Raw genomic sequence first — 14,963 nt, 5'->3', positions numbered from 1 at the left:
TGTAGCGAAGGGGGCGAACAGTGTTCCGCATCACTAAGAACACTGTTCGTATTGCTACGAACGGCGATCCTCAGTAGAACAGTGTTCGTGTCTACTGACCAGCAATCCGGCGCCACGACCGTGGCCCCCCGCTCCCCCGCCCTTCCGCCGCGCACCGCCTGGCTCGTCCTGGCCGTCGTGGTGCTCGCCGACCTCATGGACCTGATCGACTCCAGCATCGCCAACCTCGCCGGTCCCTCCATCCGCGCCGATCTGGGCGGCGGCGAGGTGACCGTGCAGTGGGTGCTGAGCGCCTACACGGCGGCGTTCGCGCTCGGCCTGGTGACCTCGGGGCGCCTCGGTGATCTGCTCGGACGCAGGCGGCTGTTCCTGCTCGGCATGACCGGCTTCACGCTCGCCTCACTGGCGTGCGGGCTGGCTCCCGGCCCGCTGTTCCTGATCGTCGCGCGGACGCTCCAGGGCCTGTGCGGGTCGGTGATGATCCCGCAGGGCCTGGCCCTGGTGAAGGTGGTCTTCCCGCCGCAGCACCTGCGCCGGGCGCTCACCCCGGTCGGCCCGCTGATGGGCCTGACGATGGTCGCGGGCCCGATCCTCGCCGGGTGGCTGCTCCACCTGAATCTGTTCGGCGGGCAGTGGCGCCCGATCTTCCTGATCAACGTCCCGTTCGGCCTGGCCGCCCTCCTGCTGGGCCTGCGCGTACTGCCCCGGCACGGCGGCGAGGACCGCACCGCGCGCCTCGACCTCCCCGGCGTCGCCCTGCTCACGGCCGCCTCGGCGCTGCTGGTCGTCCCGCTCATCCAGGGCCGCGAACTCGGCTGGCCCGACTGGACGTACGCCATGATGTCCGCCTCGGTCGTCCTGCTGGCCCTGTTCGTCGTCGCGCAACGGCGCAGCGCTCACCCGGTGATCACTCCGTCGCTGTTCCGCAAGCGCGGCTTCGTGGTGGGCCTGGTGATCGTGGCGGGTTTCTACGCCTCACTGAGCGCGTTCGTCCTGGTGGTGAACCTGCTGCTGCAACAGGGGCTGCACTGGACGCCGTTGCGCACCGGCCTCACCCTGATCCCCTGGGCGCTGGGCACAGCTGTCGCCGTTCTGCTGGCGGGCGCCTTCCTCGCGGAGAAGCTGGGCCGGGCGACGCTCCGACTGGGCCTGTCCTTGACGGTCCTGGGCCTGCTGGCACTGTGGTGGAGCGTCGCCCACTGGGGCACCGGGGTGACCGTGTGGACGCTGGCGCCCGCTCTCCTGGTCACCGGGTTCGGCTCCGGCCTGGTCTTCGTCCCCCTGGTGGACTTCATCATCGGCGACGCGACCCCGGAGGAGGTCGGCACCGGCGCGGGCCTGCTGAACGCGGTCCAGCAGTTCGCCGGGGCCATCGGCGTGGCCGCACTGGGCACCCTTTTCTTCACCCACACGGCTCACGGCTCCTACGCGGGTGCAGCGGAGACGGTATTTGCCGTCACCGCCGGGCTAAACCTCGTGACACTCCTGCTGGTGGGGCTGCTGCCCAGACATGCTCAGCGGGCGCACGGCTGAGGGGGTGCCGTGGCGGCAGGGGTGGTGACGGCAACAGGGGCAGCGGCGACAGGGGCCGCAGAGAGCGGGGTGCCGCGACAGCGGCTGCGGCGGCTGAAGGAGTCGTATGGGTCGTATGGTCGGACCGGCTCGACCCATCGGACCGGCTCAGCCCTCAGACCCCCACCACGACCGCGGTCGTGGCGTCCCACCCGATGCTGTCGGGGGCGTCGGCCCTCGGCGCCGTAACACCCGCACGGGCCGTAGCGGTCGTACTCGTACGGGCCGTAGCGGTCGTGGAAGCGCCTTGCGCGTCCCAGCCGATACCGGCGGTCGCACCGGCGACGGCGAGGAGCAGCGCGGCGGTGGCGGTGAGGGAGCGGGCGAGGCTGGTGGGGCGCATGTTCTGTCCTCCGGTGTAGTGGTGCGGGGCGCATGGCGCCCGTGGCCGAACTCTGCCCGGCCCGCCCGGTCACACGAAGAGAATGCGCATGACATCTAAGGGCCTGTCATCTTGATGCCAGGGTGCCGAGGTGCCGGGAGCCAAGGGCCGGGGAGCCGGGGAGCGGGGAGACCGGGAAACCAGGAGGTCACCGGGAGACCTCGTTGAAGTCGGGGAGCAGGGGGCTGCCGCTGGCGCGTCGGACCAGGGACGCCGCTCGCGCCTCGGCCGCCGTCGGGTCCTGGGTCAGGAAGAAGAGATGGACCGTCAGCCCGTCCCCCTCGGCCGCAACCCGGACATGCTGGAGACCGTGCCAGGGCAGCGCGTGGGCCCACAGGACGTCCTGCACGAGCGAGGCTTCGCCCGCGGAGCGTGCCGTGGCACCGCCCTTCCGCTCCCACCAGGTGCTGACACACATCACGGCGTTCCTCCCGGGGAACGCCCGGCGGACCGGCCGCCGGGGATACGCGGCCGGGGTCGCGTGGGCGGACGGTCCGTCGCACCCGCTCTGTCGCACATAGGAGTTTCCCGAGGTCATGAGGGGTCTGCGGCGCAGAGGCCCGGAGGAACACGGCCGGTCGGACCGAGCAGGCACGCTCCGGTGCGGCAGCTCGATTCTGGCACCGGACCGGCCCGGTACGACCGTACGAGGAACTGTCCTCGTCCTGTCAGACACGAAGAGGACACCGCACCGGGACCGGTACCGGGCCGAAACCGTTCCAACTCGACTCACAAACAACCGAGTTGGGAGCAGACGGCCAGTGAACCCTCCCCCGCCCGTCATCCGTGATGAAGAAGCCGCACCTGCGCGTGCGCTGACCTGACGACTCCCGAGTCTCCCGAGGAACGGTGACGATCGGTGCTTGAAGTCATCCGACTGCTTGGCCTTGGTGATACGACCTCCGCTGTCTACGACGCCATGCTCCAGCGGCCCGAAGCGGGGGTGCCGGAGCTGAGCGAACTGCTGGCCCTGCCGGAGGGCCAGGTGTCCGCCGCCCTCGACGGCCTGTGCGACTCGACGCTGCTGCGGCCCTCCCGGGAACATCCGGGGACCTTCCGGGTGATCGACCCCGCCGTGGCCCTGGACCACGCCCTGCGCCGACAGGAACAGGAGCTGGCCGACCGTCAGATTCAGCTGGCGCAGGCCAAGGCCGCCGCGTTACGCGCTCTCTCGGGGTACACGCAGGACACCCCCGCCGACGGCACCCCGGAGCATCCGGCGCTCCGGCTGGTCGGACTGGACGCCATCCAGAACCAGTTGGAGGTACTGGGCAGGCAGGTGCGGGACGAGTGCCTGGCCGTCATGCCCGGCGGCGCCCAGTCCGCCGCGAGCCTGGACGCCTCCCGCCCACTGGACACCGACGCGCTGCGCCGGGGCGTCGCCATGCGAACGCTCTACCAGGACAGCGTCCGCAACGACGCGCCCACCCTCGCGTACGCCAAGTGGCTGACGGAGCAGGGCGGTCAGGTCCGTACCGCGCCCCTGCTGCCGCCCCGCATGCTGGTCTTCGACCGCCGGATCGCGTTGATCCCGCTGGACCCCTCCAACACCCGCGCGGGAGCCCTGCGCACCGAGGAACCGGCCGTCATCGGCAATCTCCTGACGCTGTTCGAGCAGTTCTGGCAGACCGCCGTACCGCTCGGAACCCGTACGTCAGGTACGGGCGACGGGCTGAGCGCGACCGAGCGGGAACTCCTCAAGCTGCTCGCCGGGGGAATCACCGACGAGGGCGCCGCCCGACGGCTGGGCGTGTCCCTGCGCACAGTGCGCCGCCAGATGGCCTCCCTGATGGAACGCCTGGAGGCGACGAGCCGGTTCGAGGCGGGGTTGAAGGCGGCCCGGCGGGGGTGGCTGTGAGGGGGGTTGCTGCGGGGATGGTGGTCTGCGGGGATGGTGGTCCGTGGTGGCGGTGATCGTGTGTGGGGAGGGACGGCCGTGAGGCGATCGCCGGGGGAACTCGCCCGCTGAAATGCCGACGTGGCGGAGCCCTGCGGAATCGTTCCGCCTGAAGGGGGCGCAGCCCGCCGCTGCCCCGGACCCGCCTCCGGCGGCCCCCGCTCGGGCGTCCACCCAACGGTGGGGCCGGAGCGGGAGGCCGGGCGCGAGGGGGTGGGCAGGGGTGGGCGCGAGGGGAGGGTGGGCGCGAGGGAGGTAGGCGGGGCTGGGCAGGGGTGGGCATCCCTTCCCCGCAGAGGCTCAGCCCCGCTTGGGGCACGCCTTCCGCTGGGGCAGCCCCGACACGATCCCGGACAGCTCACCGATCACCGTGCTCTTGTCCCTGATCCGCTCCGACAACGTGACCTCAGCCACGGTTCTCGCACTGAGCCGCCACTGCAGCACAAGGCAAAGGAAAAGAGAAAACCCCAGGTCACGGCGAGTGAGTCCTGGGGTAATTCTGAGCCGCCTTCGGGATTCGAACCCGAGACCTACGCATTACGAGGTCTATGAACCCCGTGCGGCGGCCAGCGATAAGAGCCTCACAGGCCGGTGACCTGCGGATTTGGCATCCCGCTAGATCCCACGTTATCCCGGCTGATCCCGTTCTCATGTGTACGGAATGTGTACTGGAACGGGGCGGCCCCACCCGGTGTTGCGAGCACCGGCGCGGGGCCTAGAGCCGGACCCTTCACAACAAGGAGTCCGACCATGAGCAACACCGTACCCTCGCCCGGCGTGGACGTCGCCGCGCAGATCCTGCGCGAGGCGCTCGCCGACACCGGCGCCGGTCCCGGCACGATGTACGCCCACGTCCGCAACCTGTCCGCCCGCGTCGGCCAGTTGGAGGGCGCGATCCGCGCCGCCCTCATCGTCCTCCAGTCGCAGGCCGGTACGGAGGCGACCCGATGAGCCGCAACACCATCCGGGGCGCCCTTGCGGCCGCCGGCGTCCACCCTTTCCCCGCGATCAAGCCGGGGTGTCGGCTGGTCCCGGCCACCATCGGCCGTGACCGGAACAGCACCACCGTCGTCTACATCGAGTGCCCGAACTGGTGCATCCACGACCACCTCGCCGAGCGCGAGTCCAACGTGGAGGACATCCGCCACTACGGCGAGATGGGCGGGGTCGAGGTCCTCACGTTCCTGGACGACGACTTCTCGTACAGCTCGTGGGGTGCCCGCCTGGAGGTGGACCCGGCCGCCGGGGACGCCCGGCTGCGCGAGGCGCACATCCTCGTCAACGAGGAGTCCTCGCCCGAGGAGGCCCGTCTCACCCCGGACATGGCGGAGACGCTGGCCGACGAGCTGATCGGGCTGGCGTCCCATCTCCGTCACCTCGCCCGGTCAGCGCGCCTGCACAACCAGGCGCAGGGCGGCGACTCGGACCCGGACATGGATGAGGCCCTGCGCCGTGTCCGGGCGGGGGGTGCGGCATGAGCTGGCACACCACCCGGCGCGGGCTGACGCGGCCCGTGATGCGCGTTGATGCGCCCCTGGTCAGGGCCGCTGTCCGTATCCTGCCCGAGCCCGCCTCGGACGCACCGGATGCGGACGTGATGCGCGGCCACGACACCGTGTTGCGCCCTGTTGCGGTGCGCCGCAACAGCTCCTGCGCCTACTGCAAGGCACCGGCCGTCGTGGTACGGACCGGGCAGCAGGGCAACGAGTTCGGGCTGTGTGCGAAGTGCGTCACGTTCCACGACCGGAGCGTTGCCGCGGATGCTCTCCTGCGCAGGGTCGTCGTGCCGCTGAACGACACCCCCGGCGCCACGCTCACCGCGACGTGCCCCGCCTGGTGCGTATCCGAGCACGAGCAGGACGCGGAACGCGGCGTGCACGCGGCCGACTTCACCCACTGGGGTCCGGAGCTGGAGCTGTGCGCGACCGACGGCGAGCCGATCCTGACGGCGAGCCTGCGATGGTCCCCGTTCGCCTCCGACAACGAGCCGACCGTGGGCACCTACCCCGAATTCGGACCGGACGGTGGAGAGTTCACCCCGCAGGGGGTGCGTGCGCTCGCCGACCGGCTGCGGGAGTACGCCGACCGGCTGGACGAGCTGAGCATGCAGCTGCACGACGCGCGGGGTGAGGTCCTGTGACGGACATGCGCTTGGTCTACGGCTGCCCGAAGTGGTGCATCGAGGACCACATCGTCCAGGCCGAACCCGACCGTGGGTACCACTCCGGGCTGATGCACGAACTCCGGCTCCCGGACGGCCGCCTCGTTCTCGACGCGTCGCTGGTCCTGGAGTCCGGACGGCCACTCCCCCAGCTCGTCGTCAGCGGCTCCCTGGACCTGTTCGTCAACGACGTGCATGCCCTCGACCTCACCGAGGCGCAGGAGTTCAACCGGGGCCTCCAGCGGTTCGCGGCGCATGTCCAGCGGATGACCGACACCATCCGGGTCGCCCAGGCGCAGCAGCCCGTGGCGCGACGGCGCAAGCCGAAGAAGCGGCCTCTGCCCCCGGAGATGCAGCACTGCTGGCCCGAGACCCGCCTGTACCTCGCGGAGCGGGACGGGCTGCGCTGCTTCTACTGCGGCACCGGCTTCGAGACGTCGAAGGAGGCGACCATCGACCACTACGTGCCGCGCGCCCTGTGGTCGTGCAACCTGCCCGCGAACCTCGTGCTCTCCTGCGAGCCGTGCAACATGGCCAAGGCCGACCGGCTCACGTGGTCGATGGCCGCGGCCCTGCTCGCCTGGACCGCGGAGGAGGGAGGCACCAGCGGGGAGGCGAACAGCGCCCAGGACGCTGTTCCGCTGCCTGCGGCACGCGGCTCCCTCGCCTCCCTCGCGGGGTAGAACCCCAAGGACCACTTTCGCGGCCCCGCGAAGAAGGTCCGTCGCCTCCTTCGCGGGGTAGAACCCCAGCTCAACCCTGGGGAGGCGGCCAGGGAGGCAGTCGGGGAGAACTCCCCTGCTAGACGCTAGATCCCTGGTCAGAGCCCGGATCAGCCGCTAGAACACCTGCTAGACCTAGCACCCTGGGCTGCTAGGTCTAGCAGGCCGCGAGAACGCAAGAGGGCGGTCACCTGACAGGGTGACCGCCCTCTTGCGCCCGGGTACACGCCAGGCGGACGGGCAGCCACAGGACATGACCCCTCCACCTCGCCCCGCCGCCCCGGCCGGCGCCGCCACGGACTTCAGCGAGCTCGTGCACTACACGCCGGAGCAGATCGAGGCTGCGGGATGGCTGCCGTTCTCGGCGCGCACGCTCCGCGACAAGGCGTCCGCCCGGGTCTTCCCTCACAGCAAGGCGGGTGGCCGGATCACGTTCCTGCTGCGCCACATCCGGGAGATCGCGGCGATGCACGAGGTCCGTCCGGCGAGCGAGCGCAAGCGTCCCATCGCCGCCGACGACCTACGCCGCAACACCGAGGCGGGCGCGGTCAGGCCAAGCGGCGGTTAGCCCGCCCGGTGGCCGTTGGTGTTGGTGTTGGCGCGCTGAACTGCTGCAACAGCCCCCCGAGAGGGGCTGCCGGTGGGGGAGGGGAGGGGTTAGCTGCATGACACACTTAGTGATATCGCCCCGGTCACCCGGTTTCGGGGCGGGCCGAAACCGGTTTCACCCACGACTTCGGATGTGACCTGCGCAGTTTCGGGTTTCGGGGGGGGTCACCGAGGAGGCCGGTAGACCCCCTTACAGCATTCTGTGCACGCACGCGCCGCACTGACGGCGCCGGGCCCCTGGCGGCTTCCTCCGCAAATGGCGACTCCCCCTCTGCCCGGTGGGCGAGGGGGGAGTCGAGGCGGGCTACTACTCGGTGAGATCGACGGTGGCGACCGCTCCGGGCCGCTTGAAGGCGATGCCGATGCGGGCTTCGGCGCGGAACTTGACCTGGTTCTTCTCGAACAGCGCTCCGGCCTCGGACCAGTCCATGCGGACGCCTTGGCGGGTGAGGAGGACGACGGTGGCCCAGTCGCCGACGAGGCCGGTGCCGGCTGCGATGCCGGGGTCGAGGACAACGGGCAGGCCCCAGAGTTGGAGCGGCGCGCGGCCGGTCGGCGTGCCGGACAGCTCGGGCTCGTCCTGCTCGTTGCGGAGCAGTTCGATGGTCTCCCAGTCGGTCGGGTTGAACACCCACGCGGTGGGCTTCTCACCGGCGAGCTGCATGGTGGTGAGGATCTTCCGCGTCGTGATGAGCGGGTTGGTGGTGTACGCCTGCGTGCGCACGCCCGTGGTGGCGAGGAGACCGTTGACGGTGCTGCCGTCCTCGGCGGTGCCGCCGTTGAGGATGACGGAGTGGGCTTCGAGCTGGAGTCCCACGGTCATCTCGGAGCGGAGGAAGTCCTCCAGGGCGGGCATGTCGGCCAGCCACTGCTTGGGGATCTCCTCGGAGAGGTGGGCCAGGGTCATGACCTTGCCGGGGACCCTCCCCAGGGTGTAGGCGGAGGTGGGCTTCTGGGTGCCTCGGGCGACGGTGGCCGCGTTGTGGGTGCGCGCCGTCTGCTGCATGTAGGTGAAACCGTCGGTGGCGGCGAGTTCGGCGGTGCTGATGACCTGGGCGAGCCCGTTGGCGGCGTACGGCAAGACGACGGTGCCGATGTCCACGGGCAGCATGACCGAGCCGGAGACAGGCAGGAGGGACTTGGCTCCCTCGACCATGCCTCGCTGGGTCACGACGTCGGTGAACGCCTTGGTGAGAGCGTCGGGCTGCCCGCCCTTGGCGTGGTGGTTCTTGCCGCGGCCGGCGTGCTCGGCGGCGAGCGCCTGCGCGTCGTCGGCGGCCTTCACCTTCGCCCCGACCTCGTCGGTCTCCGCCTTCAGTTCGTTGATCCGGGTCACCTCGTCCTCGGTGAACTCCCGGTCCTCCTCGGCCGCCTTGGCGACGATGTCCGCCGCTTCCTTCAGCAGCGCCTGGAGCTTCTCGCGCAGCGTCATGGGATGTCCGTTCCGGCCGCGGTGGCGGCCTCATGTGGAGTGTCGGTGTCTCCACCACGGGGCGGCGTGTCGAGCGCTTCGCGGCGGCCGGCGGGGTGCCTGGCGGCGGCGGCCCTCTCACGACTTCGCGTCGTGGGGGTGAGCCCTGACGGCGGTCTACGCGGACGCGGTGAGCGGCGGCGGACCTGCCCGTCAGGGGGTCGTGATCAGTCTTGCACGCCCTGGCGGGCGGCCTCAAGGAGTGCGGTGAGCTGTTCGCGGGCGGACGGCTGGACGTGCCCGCCGGCGGCGGCCTTTTCGCCGATGCGGACCATGTCTGCAACGGTGCTGCACAGGGAGATCAGCAGCCGTGCGGCCTCGCCGAAGGTGATGCTGGCGAGCATGGCATGGGCGCCCTCGGGGTTGTCGGCGAAGGCGAGCGCGAGTCCAGCCGCGTCGGCGCGGCCCTGAAGGAGCTCGGCTTCCTGCTCGGGGGTCATGTCGGTCACGAGGTGCCTCCGGGGCGTAGGGGGGTGCGGAGCATCTCGGGGCGTCCGGCCTCGTCGGTGTCGAGGGAGAACCAACAGGTGGCGTCCCACTGGTCGGCGCGGTCGGCGGGGAGGCTGGCCCACTCCTCGGGGACGCCCTCTCCGTGCTCGGTGCGCTGGGTGTTGGTGCGGACGGTGTTCTGTCCCTGGTCGTTGACGAAGCGGAGGGGGACGCGGCGGCCGGCGGCCGCCGTCCCCTCCGGGGTGTCCTCGGGCATGGGGGTCCTTCCTGTCAGGCCACGTTGGCGAGGCTGGGGGCGGGGATGGCCCAGATGAGTTCGCAGGCGCGGTCCGCACACTGGGCAAGCTCGTAGCGGTCGCCGCTGAGCGTGGCGTGTCCGACGATGCGGATACCCCGGAGGCGGCGGCAGCTGGGGCAGTACGAGGTACGGGGCTTGGGTCGGCGCATGGTCGTCTCCTACGCGGCCTGGCGGCAGACGCCGCAGAGGGGGGAACCTTCGGCGTTCCACTGGAGCCGGGAGCACTGGGCGCACGGCGTCTTCAGGTAGGCGTCATCAGAGAGTGGCTGCATTTCAGCGTCCCCAGCGTCCCCAGCGTCCCCCCAGGGGAATTCCCCCTGGTCAGAGCCGGGGCCCTGGGGGGACGCTGCGAACGGGCCAGCGTTCCCCCCAGCGTTCCCAGCGTCCCCCCGGGCGTTGGGGGGACCGCTAGCGTCCCCCCTGTAGCGTCCCCCCTGTTCTCCCTGGTCAGAGCCGGTGTTGCCCGTGTTGGGGAACGCTGGGGACGCTGTTTCGTACCTTCTCTCCGCTGATGCGGTCAGGGTGTACAACCGCTGCTTCTTCGGCTTCGGACCGCGCTTGCTGTCGTCCACCTCGATACCGATGGTCCGCAGCGCCGGCGCGAGTCGCTTGAGCTGCCCGCCCGCCCGCGTCGGGTCCTTCGGCCACTTCCGCGGCAGCTTGTCCGGCGCGGCCACCCGCTCCAGCAGCTCGGACGCGGTCAGGGTGAGGCCCTCGGGCCCGGCGCGGTCCACGAGGGCAACCACGGCCTGGGCGAACGGCTCGCCCTCCAGGACGTCGGCCACGGCGTCCCGAGCGGTCGCCTTGTAGGTGTCGAGGGTGTCCCAGCCCTGCACTTTGTCGACGGCGGCCAGGACGCGCGCGAAGTCGGCCATGCGCGGCCGCTCGGTCAGCTGGACGTCGGGCAGGACGCGCAGGACGGCCGCCAGGAGGTCGAACAGGGACGCCAGGACGGCCGCGTGCGCCTCGGTGTAAGCGGCGTCCATCTCGGCTTCCTCGCGCCGCTTGTGGTCGGGGATCGTGTGCAGCTCGATGGTCATCAGGCGTTCGGCCAGGTCCCCGGCGAGCGCTCCGGCGTCGATGGTCGTCATGGCCAGGACGCGTCGAAACTCCAGGACGACCACGTCGTCATCGGTGTACAGCGCGCGGTCCACGATGCCGTCCCCGGTGACCGCGCGGCACAGGGCGTCGGACAGCCAGTCGGGGATGATCGAGACGTTGTCCAGGCACAGCGCCCAGGAGTTGAACGCCTGCGTGGCCCACGACTTGATATCGCGCGGCGCGGTGCGCTTCGGGGCGCCGGACGGGTCGATGATGCCGATGACCATCTTGGCCGCGTAGGACTTGCCGGTGCCCTGCTCGCCGCGGAACGTGAGCACAGGGTGCGGCAGGTCGGGAATGAACGCCGCGACGAGCCAGGCGACGAGGAGGCGGAACCCCTCCTCGTCCGTGTTCAACAGGTCGCGGAGCCGGGCGAGGCCGTCGCCGTCGCGGACTGGTTCGGGCAGCGGCTTCATGGCCCCGGAGCGACGGAACAGCACGGGCGAACGGGACGCCCGTTCCCACCCGTCAGGACGCACCAGGACGCACCTGCCGTCCGCGTCCCCCAGGTCGACCACGATGGTGTCCCGAGAGTCCTGGGGGCGTCCGACCCGGACATGCGGGACACGCGGGTCCGCGTCCTGCGCGACGCCCTCCAGGACGGTCATCGCGTCCGCCAGCGCGGACTGGGACGGTACCGATCCGTCGTTGCTGTCGGTGTAGATGCGGGCCAGTTGGGAGCGCAGGCCGGCCTTTCCGCGCAGCGGCAGGGCGATGTTCGCGCCGTCCTGCTTCACTCCGTAGGGCCGTCCGTCCTCGGACATGAACAGCTCGTACCGTTCGCGTGCGAGCTTGACGAGCTGGGACGCCTGCGAGGGGCCGCGCCCTTCCTTCACTTCCACGCCCGCACCTTCGACGATCTCGCGGGCGGTGACCTTGCTGTCACTCACGTGGTCGCTCCCAGTACCGCACGGCGGGCGGACCCGATGGTGGCGGCGGCTTCGTTGTCGGGCAGGGCGACCGCGGCGGCGGCCTGGGCGAGGGCGTCGTGCGCGGAGTCCACAGGGAAGAGGCCAGCGCCCGCGTGCTCGAACGCCTTGCACGCTGCCCAGTACAGGCGGGTGTTGCGCTGGCCCTGGGGGGCATCGAGGACGACGCGCACCAGGCCGACGAGGGTGCGGCCCCCGGTGGCCTTGCCGGTGAACTTCTTCGCCGGGCGCGGCCGTTCCTTGTCGGCGGTCATCAGCGCGAGCAGCTGCGCGGGGACCGGCTGCACCACGACTTCCTCCGGGTCGGACGCGAGGGTGTACAGCCCGGTGGTGCTGCGCGAGCCGGGGCCGACGAGGTACCCGCCAGAGCCGCGGACGTCGACACCGGGGGCGAGCTGCCCGGCCCGGTTGGGGACCTTCACGTCCTCTGGGCCAGCCCACCACGCGTGGTAACCGCCGGACGGGGTGGCGATGATGACCGTGCGCGGCACCGCGATGCCGTGCGATGCGGCGAGTTTCCGCAGCTCCCACACACCGTCTACGCCGTTCTTCCGGTCCAGGTCGAGGCCGATCAGGTGGTGCGGCGGCCGGCCGCAGGCGATGCCGTACCCGGTGGCGTGCCGGGCGACGTCGAACATGGCCCGGATGCGGTCGGGGTCGTTGCTCGCGTCGTGGATGCCGTGCCCGAGCTGCCCACACTCGCCCTTGCAGCTGTGCCCCTTGTCGTGGGGGGAGCGGATGGCAGGCAGCTTCCGTACGGACAGCGGGATGACGCGGAAGCCGAGCATGCCGGCGGCGTCCAGGGCGCCATCGAGGGCGTCGGCCCAGTCGCCGGTGACGCCTGTCGTCTGCCGCGCTACTCTGCTTGCTGGCCCACCCACCAGATGGTCCCTTACGTTCGCCCCCGTTGCCGCGGGGGCGTTCGTATTTTCGATGGTCATGCCGCGGCTCCGGTCTCGCGCGCCTTCAGCCACGCGTCGACGTCCGCGCGCCGGTAGCGAACGCGCGCGGTGCGCCCGTCCCCCAGCTTCGTGTAGCGCGGGCCGCTACCTGCCCACCGCCAGTTCGCAAGCGTCTGCGGGCTCACGCCCAATTCTTCAGCCAGTTGGCGCGGAGTCAACCTCACGTCTGCCACTTTCCACCTCGTATGAGTTGATTAGCGACTCAAATGCGTCTACAGTCGACGCATGCCAAGGACACTAGCAGACCAACCGGGACGGGTGAAGATCCGTCCGGCGCCTAGGCTGAGCGCCATGACGCAGCCTTCACGCACCCCCACCCAGATCACCGACCCGAGCGGCCTCACCGTCGCCTCTAACGTGCGCCGCGTCCGCGAAGCGCGCGGTTGGTCGACGTATGAACTGGCCAAGAAGCTGAAGGACGGGGGCCGGCCCGTCTCCCCGTCCGCCCTCGCCAAGATCGAGCGTGGGGAAAGGCGGGTGGACGTCGGCGACCTCATGGCCCTCGCGGTCGCGCTGAACGTCCCGCCGTCGGGGCTGCTGCTGCCGGTGGCCACCGAACCGACTGCGGAGGTCGAGATCACGGGCCGCCGTCAGACGGTCTTCGCAATCCAGGCCTGGGAGTGGGCCGACGGGCGCGGCACCTTGGACGTTCCGGCAGGGGGGCACGAGGCCTACCAGGCGCACACGCTGTACCGCCTCTACGGCCGTCCGCACTGGCTTGTCGACCTGGAAGACGAGGAAGAGGCCGGCGCGGACCGTAACCGCGGCAGCCGCTTGGCGCGCGTCGCGGGGATCGAGCGCGACGAGGTGACTGGTCGCTACCGGTTCAGGCGAGAGGGCGGGGGGGACGATGGCTAGGGTCTGGATCGAGGACCGCGCGAACCATGCCGACTACCAGGAAGCCCTGGAGAGCTGGCAGGCGGCGAAGCGCGAGGGTTCCAAGCGGCGTGCGCCCGGCCGCTGGCGGGTCCGCTGGTACGGCCCGGACGGCAAGGGCAAGGCGAAGACGTTCGGCAAGCTCCCCCAAGCCGAAGCCGAGCGGGACGCCATCGCGGCCCGGCTGGACAAGGGCTCGTACCGTGACCCGAAGTCGGGGAAGGCTGCGGTCAAGGTCGTCGCCGAGGAGTGGTTCGTGTCGAAGCGGAAGATCGGCCGGACCACCAAGCGCGACTACCGGGATCTCCTCGACAACTACGTGATCCCGTACTGGGGTGACTGGCAGGTCGCGGCGGTCCAGTGGGAGGACGTGGACGCCTGGGTGACGACGCTGGAGACGAAGCCCGGGAAGTCCGGCCGGACACTCGGCGCCGCCCGCATCATCAAGGCGTACCGCGTGCTGGCGATGGTGATGAAGCACGCCGTCTTCTCCAAGCGCGTCAGCCTGAGCCCGTGCCACGACCACGAGCTTCCCCGGCCGGACGACGAGGACGAACACGTCTACCTGTCGTACGAGCAGCTTGAGCGGCTGGCGGACACGGCCGGTGAGTACCGGCTGCTGCTGCTCACCCTCGGGTACTGCGGCATCCGGTGGGCGGAGGCGTCCGCCGTGAAGGTCGGCCGCCTCGCGGTCGCCGCGCGCCGCATCCGGATCGTGCAGAACTACACGGACGTCTCGGGGGTCCTGGCCCTCGGGCCGGTCAAGAACCACGAGAAGCGGTCCGTGCCGGTCCCCCGCTCGTTCGCCGACGAGCTGGGGGAGCTGGCCGTCGGCCGGAAGGCGGACGCTCTGCTGTTCACCGCTCCCGAGGGCGGCCCACTGCGGTACGCGAACTTCCGCTCACGGGTGTTCGATCCGGCCGTGAAGGCCGCAGGGCTGGAAGGGCTGGGCATCACGCCGCACAAGCTGCGGCACACGGCGGCCTCGCTCGCCATCGCGGCCGGAGCAGACGTGAAGGTCGTCCAGACGATGCTCGGGCACAAGGACGCGTCGATGACGCTGAACATCTACGGCCACCTGTTCCCCGACCGCCTGGACGAGGTGGCGGACGCCCTCGACATCGGGCGGGCCGTCGCACTGGACAAGCTCCGTGCGTCCCTCACGGAAGCCGCGTAGGGGAAATCATGCGTACAAAATGCGTACTGCCCGCTCGGGGACCTCCCCGAACGGGCAGTACATAAACGGCCTGTGACCTGCCGTTTCATTGCTGAGCCGCCTTCGGGATTCGAACCCGAGACCTACGCATTACGAGTGCGTTGCTCTGGCCATCTGAGCTAAGGCGGCGCGCCGGGCGCGCGGGGCGCGGTGGCGACAGCGGTAAGTCTACACAGTCCGTGGGGGTGCTCCGTACGGGGTGGGAGCGGGGCTGCGGGCGGGTGGGGCGGGGGGCTCCCGGTGGTGTGGGAGCGCCCCCGTGTCGTGCCTAGGAGCAGCGCTTACCCGCTGCTGGCGGGGTGCCGTCGAGGGGGGGG

General features: G+C 70.7%; 18 protein-coding genes and 1 tRNA gene. 9 read left to right on the top strand and 10 right to left on the bottom strand.

From position 1 onward, the window contains the following. Window positions 1-87: 87 nt before the first annotated feature. Complete coding sequence (locus tag KUM39_RS26300) at window positions 88-1,533, top strand: DHA2 family efflux MFS transporter permease subunit (RefSeq protein WP_308288248.1); 1,446 nt, start codon at window positions 88-90, stop codon at window positions 1,531-1,533. A 154-nt stretch (window positions 1,534-1,687) separates the two neighbouring features. On the opposite strand, the gene KUM39_RS26295 is transcribed toward KUM39_RS26300, so the two are convergent. Both KUM39_RS26295 and KUM39_RS26290 read right to left on the bottom strand, forming a co-directional pair. Then, window positions 1,688-1,915: a hypothetical protein gene (locus tag KUM39_RS26295; RefSeq protein ID WP_217788269.1), complete on the bottom strand. Its 228-nt coding sequence runs from the start codon at window positions 1,913-1,915 to the stop codon at window positions 1,688-1,690. A 187-nt stretch (window positions 1,916-2,102) separates the two neighbouring features. Further along, window positions 2,103-2,372: a hypothetical protein gene (locus KUM39_RS26290; RefSeq protein ID WP_217788268.1), complete on the bottom strand. Its 270-nt coding sequence runs from the start codon at window positions 2,370-2,372 to the stop codon at window positions 2,103-2,105. Between the two features lie 441 nt (window positions 2,373-2,813). Between KUM39_RS26290 and KUM39_RS26285 the strand changes: the two genes are divergently transcribed. The 6 genes from KUM39_RS26285 to KUM39_RS26260 all read left to right on the top strand — a co-directional run bounded on the left by KUM39_RS26285 (window position 2,814) and on the right by KUM39_RS26260 (window position 7,302). After that, complete coding sequence (locus KUM39_RS26285) at window positions 2,814-3,812, top strand: LuxR C-terminal-related transcriptional regulator (RefSeq protein WP_308288247.1); 999 nt, start codon at window positions 2,814-2,816, stop codon at window positions 3,810-3,812. A 789-nt stretch (window positions 3,813-4,601) separates the two neighbouring features. Then, window positions 4,602-4,802: a hypothetical protein gene (locus KUM39_RS26280; protein WP_217788267.1), complete on the top strand. Its 201-nt coding sequence runs from the start codon at window positions 4,602-4,604 to the stop codon at window positions 4,800-4,802. After that, window positions 4,799-5,329: a DUF6907 domain-containing protein gene (locus tag KUM39_RS26275; protein ID WP_217788266.1), complete on the top strand. Its 531-nt coding sequence runs from the start codon at window positions 4,799-4,801 to the stop codon at window positions 5,327-5,329. Before KUM39_RS26280 ends, KUM39_RS26275 begins: the two co-directional genes overlap by 4 nt. Further along, window positions 5,326-5,991 carry a DUF6907 domain-containing protein gene (locus KUM39_RS26270; protein WP_217788265.1) on the top strand — a complete coding sequence of 222 codons (666 nt, stop codon included), beginning with the start codon at window positions 5,326-5,328 and terminating at the stop codon, window positions 5,989-5,991. The genes KUM39_RS26275 and KUM39_RS26270 overlap by 4 nt, the downstream gene beginning before the upstream one ends. Window positions 5,992-5,996: 5 nt before the next feature. Further along, window positions 5,997-6,695, top strand: a complete 699-nt coding sequence (locus tag KUM39_RS28445; protein WP_246620755.1) for an HNH endonuclease — start codon at window positions 5,997-5,999, stop codon at window positions 6,693-6,695. Window positions 6,696-6,987: 292 nt separating this feature from the next. After that, window positions 6,988-7,302: a hypothetical protein gene (locus KUM39_RS26260; RefSeq protein ID WP_217788264.1), complete on the top strand. Its 315-nt coding sequence runs from the start codon at window positions 6,988-6,990 to the stop codon at window positions 7,300-7,302. 348 nt (window positions 7,303-7,650) lie between these two features. Here the strand turns inward: KUM39_RS26260 and KUM39_RS26255 are convergent, their stop codons facing one another. The 7 genes from KUM39_RS26255 to KUM39_RS26225 form a co-directional block, all read right to left on the bottom strand. Then, window positions 7,651-8,775, bottom strand: a complete 1,125-nt coding sequence (locus KUM39_RS26255; RefSeq protein WP_217788263.1) for a phage major capsid protein — start codon at window positions 8,773-8,775, stop codon at window positions 7,651-7,653. 206 nt (window positions 8,776-8,981) lie between these two features. Further along, window positions 8,982-9,263 carry a hypothetical protein gene (locus KUM39_RS26250; protein ID WP_217788262.1) on the bottom strand — a complete coding sequence of 94 codons (282 nt, stop codon included), beginning with the start codon at window positions 9,261-9,263 and terminating at the stop codon, window positions 8,982-8,984. After that, on the bottom strand, window positions 9,260-9,520 hold the full coding sequence (locus tag KUM39_RS26245) for a hypothetical protein (protein ID WP_217788261.1): 261 nt from the start codon (window positions 9,518-9,520) through the stop codon (window positions 9,260-9,262). The genes KUM39_RS26250 and KUM39_RS26245 overlap by 4 nt, the downstream gene beginning before the upstream one ends. Before the next feature lie 14 nt (window positions 9,521-9,534). Next, window positions 9,535-9,711, bottom strand: coding sequence for a hypothetical protein (locus tag KUM39_RS26240; protein WP_217788260.1), 177 nt, complete (start codon window positions 9,709-9,711; stop codon window positions 9,535-9,537). Window positions 9,712-9,720: 9 nt separating this feature from the next. After that, window positions 9,721-11,553, bottom strand: a complete 1,833-nt coding sequence (locus KUM39_RS26235; RefSeq protein WP_217788259.1) for an AICE element replication initiation protein — start codon at window positions 11,551-11,553, stop codon at window positions 9,721-9,723. Next, entirely contained in the window at window positions 11,550-12,533 is a 984-nt protein-coding gene (locus tag KUM39_RS26230; RefSeq protein ID WP_217788258.1) for a bifunctional DNA primase/polymerase, read from the bottom strand. Before KUM39_RS26230 ends, KUM39_RS26235 begins: the two co-directional genes overlap by 4 nt. Continuing rightward, window positions 12,530-12,718 (bottom strand): helix-turn-helix transcriptional regulator, encoded by a 189-nt coding sequence (locus KUM39_RS26225; RefSeq protein ID WP_308288249.1) that lies wholly within the window; start codon window positions 12,716-12,718, stop codon window positions 12,530-12,532. Before KUM39_RS26225 ends, KUM39_RS26230 begins: the two co-directional genes overlap by 4 nt. A 127-nt stretch (window positions 12,719-12,845) precedes the next feature. Between KUM39_RS26225 and KUM39_RS26220 the strand changes: the two genes are divergently transcribed. Continuing rightward, window positions 12,846-13,412, top strand: a complete 567-nt coding sequence (locus tag KUM39_RS26220) for a helix-turn-helix domain-containing protein (protein WP_217788257.1) — start codon at window positions 12,846-12,848, stop codon at window positions 13,410-13,412. Further along, entirely contained in the window at window positions 13,405-14,607 is a 1,203-nt protein-coding gene (locus tag KUM39_RS26215) for a tyrosine-type recombinase/integrase (RefSeq protein WP_217788256.1), read from the top strand. The genes KUM39_RS26220 and KUM39_RS26215 overlap by 8 nt, the downstream gene beginning before the upstream one ends. A gap of 94 nt (window positions 14,608-14,701) precedes the next feature. Here KUM39_RS26215 and KUM39_RS26210 read toward each other — a convergent pair. Beyond that, window positions 14,702-14,775 (bottom strand) — tRNA-Thr (locus tag KUM39_RS26210). Window positions 14,776-14,963 lie beyond the last annotated feature (188 nt).

The organism is Streptomyces corallincola (assembly GCF_019104725.1).
GTDB classification, from domain to species: domain Bacteria; phylum Actinomycetota; class Actinomycetes; order Streptomycetales; family Streptomycetaceae; genus Streptomyces; species Streptomyces corallincola.
This window is presented reverse-complemented; position numbering and strand designations above follow the sequence as displayed.

What these genes read in the sequence shown, in the direction of transcription:
- KUM39_RS26275 (WP_217788266.1), top strand. Translation starts at nt 4,799, where the DNA reads ATGAGCCGCAACACCATCCGGGGCGCCCTTGCGGCCGCCGGCGTCCAC.
- KUM39_RS26280 (WP_217788267.1), top strand. Translation starts at nt 4,602, where the DNA reads ATGAGCAACACCGTACCCTCGCCCGGCGTGGACGTCGCCGCGCAGATC.
- KUM39_RS26260 (WP_217788264.1), top strand. Translation starts at nt 6,988, where the DNA reads ATGACCCCTCCACCTCGCCCCGCCGCCCCGGCCGGCGCCGCCACGGAC.
- KUM39_RS26270 (WP_217788265.1), top strand. Translation starts at nt 5,326, where the DNA reads ATGAGCTGGCACACCACCCGGCGCGGGCTGACGCGGCCCGTGATGCGC.
- KUM39_RS26295 (WP_217788269.1), bottom strand. Translation starts at nt 1,915, where the DNA reads ATGCGCCCCACCAGCCTCGCCCGCTCCCTCACCGCCACCGCCGCGCTG.
- KUM39_RS28445 (WP_246620755.1), top strand. Translation starts at nt 5,997, where the DNA reads ATGCGCTTGGTCTACGGCTGCCCGAAGTGGTGCATCGAGGACCACATC.
- KUM39_RS26230 (WP_217788258.1), bottom strand. Translation starts at nt 12,533, where the DNA reads ATGACCATCGAAAATACGAACGCCCCCGCGGCAACGGGGGCGAACGTA.
- KUM39_RS26215 (WP_217788256.1), top strand. Translation starts at nt 13,405, where the DNA reads ATGGCTAGGGTCTGGATCGAGGACCGCGCGAACCATGCCGACTACCAG.
- KUM39_RS26255 (WP_217788263.1), bottom strand. Translation starts at nt 8,775, where the DNA reads ATGACGCTGCGCGAGAAGCTCCAGGCGCTGCTGAAGGAAGCGGCGGAC.
- KUM39_RS26220 (WP_217788257.1), top strand. Translation starts at nt 12,846, where the DNA reads ATGACGCAGCCTTCACGCACCCCCACCCAGATCACCGACCCGAGCGGC.
- KUM39_RS26245 (WP_217788261.1), bottom strand. Translation starts at nt 9,520, where the DNA reads ATGCCCGAGGACACCCCGGAGGGGACGGCGGCCGCCGGCCGCCGCGTC.
- KUM39_RS26240 (WP_217788260.1), bottom strand. Translation starts at nt 9,711, where the DNA reads ATGCGCCGACCCAAGCCCCGTACCTCGTACTGCCCCAGCTGCCGCCGC.
- KUM39_RS26290 (WP_217788268.1), bottom strand. Translation starts at nt 2,372, where the DNA reads ATGTGTGTCAGCACCTGGTGGGAGCGGAAGGGCGGTGCCACGGCACGC.